The organism is Microbispora rosea, assembly GCF_900156315.1.
GTDB lineage: Bacteria > Actinomycetota > Actinomycetes > Streptosporangiales > Streptosporangiaceae > Microbispora > Microbispora rosea.
The window spans coordinates 108,084-118,057 of record NZ_FTNI01000031.1; the positions used below are offsets into that span (position 1 = coordinate 108,084).

Consider the following 9,974-nt stretch of genomic DNA (forward strand, 5'->3'; position numbering starts at 1 on the left):
GTGTCTGGCAGATGCCGCCGTCGCGAGCGACGGGTGGGGCGGCAACGCAGCGAGGCGCCGCCTGCGCGGCAGGGCTTGAGTGGTCAGAGACGACCTGATCCGAGGGGGCGGCGGCATGAACGCCTGGTCGGTACCGGGCTACCGCGAGGTGCGTGAACTCGGCGCGGGCGGCGCCGGGCGGGTCGTGCTGGCGACCTACGTGACCACCGGCGCCTACGTCGCGATCAAGTACCTGCGCGAGGAGCTGCGGCAGGATCGGCGTTTCCTCGCCGGGTTCCGGCACGAGGCCCGGATCATGGTGGAGCTGAACGATCCCAGCATCGTGCGCCTGTACGAGTACGTCGAGGCCCGCGAGGGCGCGGCGATCGTCATGGAACTCGTCGACGGGGTCTCGCTGCGCAGGATCCTCGGCGAGCACGGCTCGACCAGCCCGGAGGCGGCGCTGGTCGTGCTGAAGGGCTCGCTGGCGGGCCTGTCGGCCGCGCACGCCGCGGGCATCGTGCACCGGGACTACAAACCGGAGAACGTGCTGATCCAGGCCGACGGCAACAGCAAACTGTCGGACTTCGGCATCGCGACGCCCAGCGGCTCGCCGGAGACCCCCGCAGGCACGCCTCCCTACATGGCCCCCGAGCAGTGGTACGGCGGGCCCGCCGGTCCGGCCGCCGACGTCTACGCCGCCACCTGCGTCTTCTACGAGTGCCTCACCGGGCGCCGGCCATATCGGGCCGACGACCTGACGGCGCTGCGCATGCTGCACCGCAGCGCCCCCATCCCCGCGACCGACGTGCCCGGCTCGGTGCGGAGCCTCGTCACGCGCGGCATGGCCAAGAACCCGGCGGACCGGCCGCCCACCGCACGGGCGTTCATCGCCGACCTGGAGACCGCCGCGACCGCCGCGTACGGGTCCGACTGGGAGCAGCGGGGCCGCCGGCACCTGGCCGAACTCGCCACCCTGCTGGCCCTGACGTTTCCCCTGGCCGCCCCGGCCGAGCCGGTCGAGGCGTCCACGTCCCTGGCCAAGACCGTGCTGTCCGAGCGGCTGTCGCGCTTCGCGCCCCGGTTCGCCATCGGCGCGGCCGTGCTGTCGGCCGTCGTGATCGCGGCGGTGGTCGCGGCCAACCGGCAGACCCCGATGGCTCGGGACACCCTGCTCACCCCGCCGCCGCACAGCGCCCCGGCGGCGCTTCCCCCGCCTGCCGTACCCGGCGAGGCAGCACCCGGCGAGACGGCGCCGGACGAGTCGTCGGATGCGGGACCGTCCGATGCGGGGCCGTCCGATGCGGGGCCGTCCGATGCGGGGCCGTCCGATGCGGGGCCGTCCGATGCGGGACCGGACACTGCGGGATCCTCCGGTGCGGGTCCGGACGAGAACGCCGGGACGACCCCGCCCGACCTGTCCGGCACGCCGGTGTCGTCGGTGTCCACCGGGCCGGCCGTGCCGCCGGGACCTTCCGGGCCGGGGAGCGCCACTCCCTCCCACATGGGCGCGACCGCGTCGCCGTCGCCGGCGCGGGTGACCGATCTCGGCATCGCGGAGTTCGACGGCCAGGCGGTCACGGCCGACGTACGGGCGAGCACCACGGCCAGGGTCCTGCTCACCGCGCGTTTCGCCTCCGGGCCGTCGCCGGACGCGCTGGCCGCCGCGCCCGCGCAGACCGTCGGGTTGCGGGGCGCGACGTCCTATCACATCGGGCTGCAGCAGCCCTTCCCCTCCCCGGCCTGCGGCACCGTCGTCTATCGGCGGGTCGAGGTGTCCACGGTCCCCGCCGCACAGGGAGGCACCCGTACGCGCACGCGGAGGCTCACCGGGCCGCCCTGCCCGGCCCCCGCGGTCGAGAGCGTGGCGATCGACGACTGGGACGGCAGGACGGCGGCCCTGACGGTGCGGACCTCCGGCAGGGGCCCGGTCAGGGTCTCCAGCGTCTTCACCCGCGACGGCCGCGAGGCGACGGCCGACACCCGCACGCTCTCGGGCCGCACGTCCTACTCGTTCACGGTTGCCGCCGGCCTCGGCGTCGTGGAGTGCGGGAAGAGGGCCGTATTCGGGGTGCGCGTCACGACCGAGCCGGCCGATCCCGGCGGGCCCCGCCGGGCCGAGGTGCGGGTCGCCGGTCCCCGGTGCCCGAAGCCGCAGGAATCGCCCTCGGAGCCGGCGGAGGAGAGTCCGGGCCCGGCGAAGGAGAGTCCGGGGCCGGCGAAGGACCCGGGCCCGGCGACGAGCCCCGAGCCGCCCGCGTCCCGCAGTCCCGAACCGAAGGATCCGGAGCCGCACAGTCCCGAACCGCGCAGTCCCGAATCGCACAGTTCCGAATCGCACAGTTCCGACTTGCGCAGTCCTGAGTTGCGCAGTGCCGGAGCGCACAGCGCCTGATCACACAGCGCCGGATCACACAGCGCCGGATCAGACAGCGCCGGATCAGACAGTCCCGAACCGTAGGCGTCTCCGGCGACGAGGAACTCATGATCCGCGTTCCCGGGCCGCTCGGCCCCAGGGTCGAAGAGCCCCGATCCGCAGGACGGCCGGTGAGCTCCTGAGCCTGCGACCACGAGCAGGAGAGTGAAATATTCACCGCCGCCCTGACGGCCGGTCTTTCGGGCGCGTCCCCGAAGCGCCTGCTCACCCGGAGATTCCGCAGCACGAGGAAAACAGCCATTATATCAAGTTACTTGACATAGCTTTTGTGCCGGGATTGACTCCCGACTCCAGGAACGCACCACCCGTCGACATCGGCGTCCTGAAGATGTTAGCGATAACACCATGTCGAAAGGGAAAAGCCCGTGCGACTTGACAGTTCTTTCCGCCGGCGGCCGAGGCTGGCGGCTGCCGCCGCCGTGCTGCTGACGGCCGGCGTCACGGTGACGGCGGCCCATGTCGCGTCGGCGGCCACGGCCGGATGCGACGTCGACTACACGGTGACCAGCGAGTGGCCCGGCGGCTTCGGCGCAAGCGTCCGCGTTCGCAACCTCGGCGACGCGATCAACGGATGGAGGCTGACCTGGTCGTTCCCGGCCGGGCAGGCCGTCACCCAGCTGTGGAACGGCTCCTTCACCCAGTCCGGCGCGCAGGTCACGGTCACCAACGCCTCCTACAACGGCGCCATCCCCAGTGGCGGCGGCGCCGACTTCGGGTTCAACGGGAGCTGGAACGGCTCCAACCCGGTGCCGGCGAGCTTCGCCCTCAACGGCGTGACCTGCACCGGCGACGTCGCCTCCCCGTCTCCCACCCCGTCTCCCACTCTCTCGCCATCGCCGTCTCCCTCCCCCACGCCCTCTCCCACGCATTCGCCCTCGCCGAGCCCCAGTCCCTCCCCGAGCGCCAGTCCCACGCCGCCGAACCGGCCCGCCATCGAGAACAACTTCCCGGTGACGCGGGAGGGCGCGTACGGCACCAACCGCTACACGGTGTTCCGGCCGTCGAACCCCTCGGCCGTGGGGCGTGCCATGCCGGTGCTGGTCTTCGGCAACGGGGCCTGCGCGCACACCAACAGCAGCGAGGTTATCCAGGCGCTGACGTTCATCGCGGCCCGCGGGTTCGTCGTGGTGGACACCGCGTCGGTCGACGGCTCGTCGAACGGGGTGCAGAGCGGGTCCCCGATCCCGTCGCTTCTCACCGACGGCATCAGCTGGGCCGAGCGGGAGAACGCCCGCGCCGGCTCGCCGCTCTACCAGCGCCTCGACCTGTCCAGGGTCGCCACGGCCGGGCACTCCTGCGGCGGGCTGGAGGCACTGATCGCCGGCCAGGACCGGCGGGTCAAGAGCGTCGTCTCGCTGGACAGCGGGCTGTTCGCCGACGGCTCGTTCGGATACTCACGTGCTGAACTGTCCAAGCTGCACACCCCGGTGATGTTCCTGGACGGCGGGCTCTCCGACATCGCCTACGACAACAGCCGGGCCAACTACGACCTGACCCAGGTGCCGGCCGTGCTGGCCGAGCAGTCGCAGGCCGGTCATGTCGGGTTCATCACCGGCGCCCAGATGAGCGAGGGCATGACCGCGGTGGTCCAGTTCCTGGACATGATGCTCAACGACAACGCCACCGCGCGGTCGTACATCCTGGGGTCCTCGGGCCTCGCGTCCAGGGCCTTCTGGACGGTCCGCAGCAAGAACTTCTGATCCCGTACGCCGATCGGGCGACCGCGTCAGGCGCGGGCGTGCCTGCCCGCGCCGACCGGTTCTGGCTCCGCCTCGGCGGGCCCGCCGTCCTCCTCGTGGCCCTCGATCGACAGGTTCGGCAGGATCCGGTCGAGCCGGCGTGGGATCCACCAGTTGAGCCGGTCGAGCAGCACCATCGTGGCCGGCACGAGGAAGCCCCGGATGAGGGTGGCGTCGACGGCGACGGCCACGGCCAGCCCGACGCCGAACACCTTGACCAGGGGGTCGGGGTAGGCGATGAACGCGGTGAACACCGCCACCATGATCAGGGCGGCCGAGGTGATGACGCGGCCGGTGGACCCCAGTCCCTCGGCCACCGCGCTCCGGTTGTCCCCGCTGCGCGCGTAGGCCTGCCGTACGGAGGTCAGCAGGAAGACCTCGTAGTCCATCGACAGGCCGAACAGCACGGCGAACAGCATGAGCGGCACATACGTGTCGATGGGCACGGAGAAGAACAACGTGGCGAGGTGGGACCCCTCGGCCGAGGGCGGGGGGTCCATGCCGACCAGGCGGCTGCCCAGGCCCTGGGAGAACACCACGGCGAGGGCGCCGAAGGCGGCGCCCAGCGAGACGAGGTTCATCACCGCCGCCTTGATCGCGACCAGGGGCGCGCGGAAGGCCAGCAGCAGGAGCAGGGCGCTGAGCAGCACGACGATGCCGACGACCAGCGGTGTCCTGCCCATGATGCGGTCGCCCGCGTCCGCCAGCCCGGCCACCTGGCCGCCCACGTGGACGCGCGCCCCCGGCACCTCGATGGCCCGCACCCGCTTCACCACGTCGAGGGCCCGCGGGTCGCTCGGGGCGTAGTCGGGGACCGCCTGGATGAGCACCGAACGGCCGTTTTCGTTGACCTCCGGTGGGGCGACGAAGGCGACGCCGTCGGTGTGCTCCACCCGCTGCCGCAGCACCTGCACCACCGGGTCCGGCGGGGTCGAGCCGGCGATCTTCCGGTCCAGTTCGGCCACGACGACGAGCCCGCCGTTGGCCCCCAGGCCGAAGCCCGCCTCGATCAGCTCGTACGCCCGCCGGGCCGGGGTGCCCTTGTCGCCGTACCCGTTGTCGAGCGGACCGAGCTTGATCGTGACGGCCGGGGCGGCGAGCGCCACCAGCACGACCACGGTGACGGCCAGCACCCGCCAGGGGCGGCGCGCCACCCAGGCGCCCAGTTTGGCCCAGCCCGTTGCCGGGCCGTCACGGCGGGCGAGGCGCCCGGCCAGCGGCAGCCGCAGCGCGTCGATCCGGCGCCCAAGGAGGCCGAGCAGCGCCGGCACCAGCGTGATCGAGGTGAGCACGGCGCACACGACCGAGACGCCGGTGATCCAGCCGAGCGTGCGCAACAGCGGGAACCCGGTGAACATCAGCGCGCTCAGGGCGATCACGACCGTGCCGCCGGCGAACAGCACGGCCCCGCCCGACGAGGCCGCCGTACGCCGGACCGCCTCCTGCACAGGCACGCCCTCGGCCAGCAGCGTCCGGTGCCGCGACAGCAGGAACAACGCGTAGTCGATGCCGACGCCGAGGCCGATCATCGTCGCCAGGATCGAGGCGGTGGAGGGCACGTCCACGACGTGGCCGAGCACCGCGATGAGGCCGAGCCCCACGCCGATGCTGATCAGCGCGGTGAAGATCGGCACGAGCGCGGCGACCAGCGTCCCGAAGGCGAACAGCAGCACCAGCAACGCGAAGACGACGCCGGCGATCTCGCTGGCACCGGTCTTGATCTGCTTGTCGGCGGGCGTGGAGCTGTCGGACGGCACGACCTCGACGCCCGCCCGCACCGCCGGCGCGGCGGCGGTGACGAGTTGCTCGGAAGTCTGGGCGAGCTTGGTGGTGTCCTGCCCCTTCAGCCGTACGGTGATCATCCCGATCCGCATGCTGGACGACATGCCGCCCACCCGGTAGGGCGTCTCCACCTCCGCGACGTGCGGCGTACGCCGCAGGGCGTCCATGGACTGCTCGACGGCCTGTTTGCGCGACTTGTCGATCAGCGTGCCGTTCGCGGTGTAGAGGACGAGCTGCACCGTCCCGCCGGGGTCGTACCCCGGCCCGAAGCCCTCGCGCATGAGCTCGTGCGCCCGCTGCGCGTCGGTGCCGGGGATCGACACGTCGTTGTTCACCGGTCGGCCCCACACCAGGGTGCCCGCCGTCAGCAGGCCCGCCGCCAGCACCCACAGTGTCAGCACGATCCAGCCGTGGCGTGCGCACCATCCGCCGAGCCGCCCCAGAAGCCCGCTCATCGCCGTCCGTCCCGGATAGCATGTCCTCACACGACCGTCCTGTACGGCCGTACAAAACGAGGGTAAAAGGAATTGAGCGGCGCGCGAACGGCGCGGCCGGAATTGAGACGATGACCACACTCGATCAGGGCAACGCGACCCGCTCCCGAATTCTGGCCGCGGCCCGCGAATTGTTCGCCGAGCGGGGATACGCCGCCGTGTCGCTCGCCGACATCGCCGCGGCGGTCGGCCTGACGAAGACGGCGGTCGCCTACCATTTCCACCCCAAGGACCGGCTGGCGACCGAGATCATCGCCCCGGCCGCCGACGACCTGCTCGCGCTGCTCGGCAGCGAGTTCTCCGGCCACCGGGAGTTCCTGCGTTCTTTCACCGCGTTCGCCGTGCGGCACCGGGCGGTGATCCGGCTGCTCACCGAGGACATCGGCGGCGCCGACAGCGCCCCTCCCGGATCTCCCGGCGAGGCGATCAGGGAGTTCGGCCGGGAGCTGTTCCTCCGTCTGGCCGGGCCCGATCCCTCCCCCGGCACCCGCGTACGCGCCTGGGCCGCCCTCGGCGCGGTGCAGTCCGGTGTGGTGAAGACGACGGACGTGCCCGCCGAGGTGGTCGAGGAGACGCTGACCGCCGCCGCCGTGGCCGTGTTCGAATCTTGATATACCTGTCCCCTTGCGATCACGCTCGGAGAGCGTCACATTTCGTGTGAACGTTCAACCTTTCCGCCGCGTCCTAGGTGACACCAGCGGGACCGATGCGAAGGGAGTGACGGCCAGCCGTGGACGTACCGGCCGTCGGGGAGGGCCGCGCGGGGGCGCTCGGCCAGGTGGTCTCGGCCCTGTCGAAGACGCCGCGCACCGTCCTCGTTCTCGGCGAGCCCGGCATCGGCAAGACTCATCTGATCGGTGAGGCCGCGGCGCGGCTGAAGGGCTTCCGCGTGCTGCGCGGCCAGGCCCGCGAACTGGACGGCGGGCGCGCCTACGCCCCGCTCGTCGAGGCGTTCCAGGCAGTGGGCGGCGAGGCGGCCGACGTGCTGTCCGGCCTGCTCGACGCGGTCGACCAGGCCGCGCTCGGCCATCCCGCCGCCGCGCCCGGGGCCATGGCCGCCCGGCTGATGGAGTCACTGCCCGGCCCCACCCTCCTCGCGATCGACGACCTGCACCTGGCCGACGCGGACACGCTGAGCGTGCTGCGGGCCCTGCCGCGCCGCCACGACGCCGTCGCGATCCTCGGCACCGCCCGCCACCCACCCGCGCTCGACGTGGACCTGTCGATCCGGCTCCAGCCGCTGACGATGAGCGAGGTCGCCGGCCTCGTCACCACGCTGCTCGGCCGTCGGCCCAGCGACACCGTCCTGCGGCGGATCCACGTCGCGAGCCGGGGCAATCCGTGGTTCGTGCAGGAGGCCGTGCTGGCCCTGGTGCAGGGCGGCGCCGTGCGCTCGGCGGATCCGGGGGCACGACGCGGCGCGATCCTCAGCCGGCTGTTCCAGCGCGACCGGGGCGGACGCGACCTCGCCCGCGTGCTGGCCACGCTGTCGCGGACGCGGGAGGCCGCCGATCTCCCCGCCCTCGCCCAACTCGCCGGGCTCACGCCCGACCAGGCCGAGCGCGCCTTCGACGCGCTGGTCAGGGACGGCGTCGTCAGCAGGAACGGCGACGGCTACGCGCTGGCGCACCCGTTGGTGGCCGAGGCGCTCTACGACGACCTCGGCGCCTCCAGCCGCCGCGAGGTGCACCGCCGCATCGCCGACATGGTCGAACGGGAGGGGCTGACCGGGACCAGGCGCGTCCTGGAGTGGGCCACCCACATGGCCGAGGCCGGGCCGCCCGCCGAGGCCCTGCCCGCGGTGCTGCGCGCCGCCGAGCTGACCCGCTGGACCGCGCCGCTGTCGGCCGCGCACTGGTACGGCAAGGCCGCCGAGCTGTCCCCTGAGCCCGGCGAGCTGCTGGCCAGGCAGGCTCTCGCCTACTGGAAGGGCTCGCGGCCCGCGCTGGCGCTGAACTCGGCCCAGCGCGCGATCGCCGTGCTGCCCTCCGGGCGCCGCCGCACCCGCGCCGCCTACACCGCGGTCGGCGCGGCCCATGTGATGGGGTGGTACGAGGTCGCCCTCGACGTGGCCCGCCGCCAGATCCCCAAGGCCGACGACGCATCGGCGCTGCTGGCCCAGCAGGCGCTGGTCAGCGCGGAGATGGGTCTGCCCAGCGGGGAGGCCGCCCGGCGGGCCTGGGATGGCCTGTCCGACTGCCCGCCGCAGGACCGCGCGATCACGGTCGGCTATCTGGCCATCCACGCGCTCGTGCGGGGCGACTGGACCGAGACGCAACGGGCCGTCGACGACCTGCTCACCTTCGCCGCCGCGCTGCCGCCGGGCGCCCGGCTCGCGTCGCTGGAGTCGGCGGCGCACGTGCTGGCGATCGCCGGGCTGCGCTCCCGCGCCGTCGAGGTGCTCGGCCAGGCCGAGCAGATCCACCGCGGACTCGGCTGGCACGACATCGCCGGACAGCACGTACGGACCATGGCGGTCATCCGGCGGATGGGCGGCGAATGGGCGCGGGCCCTGGAGGAGATCGCGGTCGCGAGCCGGGCACTGGCCGAGGCGGGCCTGCTGGAGAACCTCGCCCTGCTGCGCAACATGGAGCTGGACATCCTGCTCGACCAGGGCAGGTTCGACGAGGCCGCCCGGGTCCTCGCCGAGCCGCCGCCCGGCTCCGCGCTGCACCGGGGAATGCGATGCGTGCTCCGCGCGCGCCTGGTGCTCGGGCGGGGTGACATCGCCGCCGCGCGGCGCGAGCTCGACCACGCCCTCGCGTACGAGGTGCCCGAGGTGGTGCACCGGGCCCTGGCGATCAAGGTGCTGGTGACAGGAGCCGCGGGCGACGACGCGAGCAGCCGGGCGGCGGCCACCTGCCTTGACGAGCGGTCCGGGAATGGCACCCCCCGGGCCCGGCTCGCCGCCGACCTGGCGGTGGGCTCGACGTTCCGGGATCGCGCGCGGGCCGGTGCGGCGCTGGAGCGGGCCCGCGCCGACGGCCTGCCGTTCGAGGAGGCGCGGGCCCGGCTGGTCCTCGGCGCGCTCGGCGACACCGCGCAGCTCTCCCGCGCGCACGCGATCTTCGTCCGCCTCGGCGCGGCGCCCTGGACGGCGCTGTCCGAACGCCGCCTGCGGGAGGCCGGGCTGGTCCCCGAACCCGCGAACCGCCTCACCCCCGGCGAGCGCCGCGTCATCGAACTGGTCGCCGACGGGCTGAGCAACCCCCAGATCGCGGAGGAGCTGCACTACAGCCGCAAGACCGTGGAGGTCTATCTCACCCGCGTCTACGCGAAGACCGGCCTGCGGTCACGCGTCGAACTCGCCCTGGCCGTCGAACGCGGCGAGCTGTGAAGCGGTTGTGACTCCACGTTTGTGCTGGTAGAGGGTTAGAGTCGATAGCCTGTTCGAGATATGGTGAGGGCAGCCGTTACAGGTGAGCCTAGTGGGCGGGCCCTCAGTGGCCGTACGCCGTGTGTTGAGCCGAGTCTGCGTGAAGGAAGTCCCGGTCCGGGCGGCCGGGAGCCGTTCAGTCGCCTTCGTCTCCGCTCCCGGGGGTC

5 protein-coding genes are annotated in these 9,974 nt (G+C 72.9%); 4 read left to right on the plus strand and 1 reads right to left on the minus strand.

The annotated features are described in order from the left end of the window. Positions 1-115: 115 nt before the first annotated feature. Positions 116-2,374: a serine/threonine-protein kinase gene (locus BXA11_RS45010; RefSeq protein WP_076441046.1), complete on the plus strand. Its 2,259-nt coding sequence runs from the start codon at positions 116-118 to the stop codon at positions 2,372-2,374. Positions 2,375-2,781: 407 nt separating this feature from the next. Beyond that, entirely contained in the window at positions 2,782-4,116 is a 1,335-nt protein-coding gene (locus tag BXA11_RS33575; protein WP_083744768.1) for a cellulose-binding domain-containing protein, read from the plus strand. A 26-nt stretch (positions 4,117-4,142) separates the two neighbouring features. On the opposite strand, the gene BXA11_RS33580 is transcribed toward BXA11_RS33575, so the two are convergent. Continuing rightward, positions 4,143-6,392, minus strand: coding sequence for an MMPL family transporter (locus BXA11_RS33580; RefSeq protein ID WP_076441050.1), 2,250 nt, complete (start codon positions 6,390-6,392; stop codon positions 4,143-4,145). A gap of 110 nt (positions 6,393-6,502) precedes the next feature. Between BXA11_RS33580 and BXA11_RS33585 the strand changes: the two genes are divergently transcribed. Further along, positions 6,503-7,042, plus strand: a complete 540-nt coding sequence (locus BXA11_RS33585) for a TetR/AcrR family transcriptional regulator (RefSeq protein ID WP_076441052.1) — start codon at positions 6,503-6,505, stop codon at positions 7,040-7,042. A 119-nt stretch (positions 7,043-7,161) separates the two neighbouring features. Continuing rightward, entirely contained in the window at positions 7,162-9,768 is a 2,607-nt protein-coding gene (locus BXA11_RS33590) for an AAA family ATPase (protein WP_076441054.1), read from the plus strand. The last annotated feature ends 206 nt before the right edge of the window (positions 9,769-9,974 follow it).

Excerpts from the sequence above, each read along its gene's own strand:
- BXA11_RS45010 (WP_076441046.1), top strand. The coding sequence starts at position 116 with ATGAACGCCTGGTCGGTACCGGGCTACCGCGAGGTGCGTGAACTCGGC.
- BXA11_RS33580 (WP_076441050.1), bottom strand. The coding sequence starts at position 6,392 with ATGAGCGGGCTTCTGGGGCGGCTCGGCGGATGGTGCGCACGCCACGGC.
- BXA11_RS33585 (WP_076441052.1), top strand. The coding sequence starts at position 6,503 with ATGACCACACTCGATCAGGGCAACGCGACCCGCTCCCGAATTCTGGCC.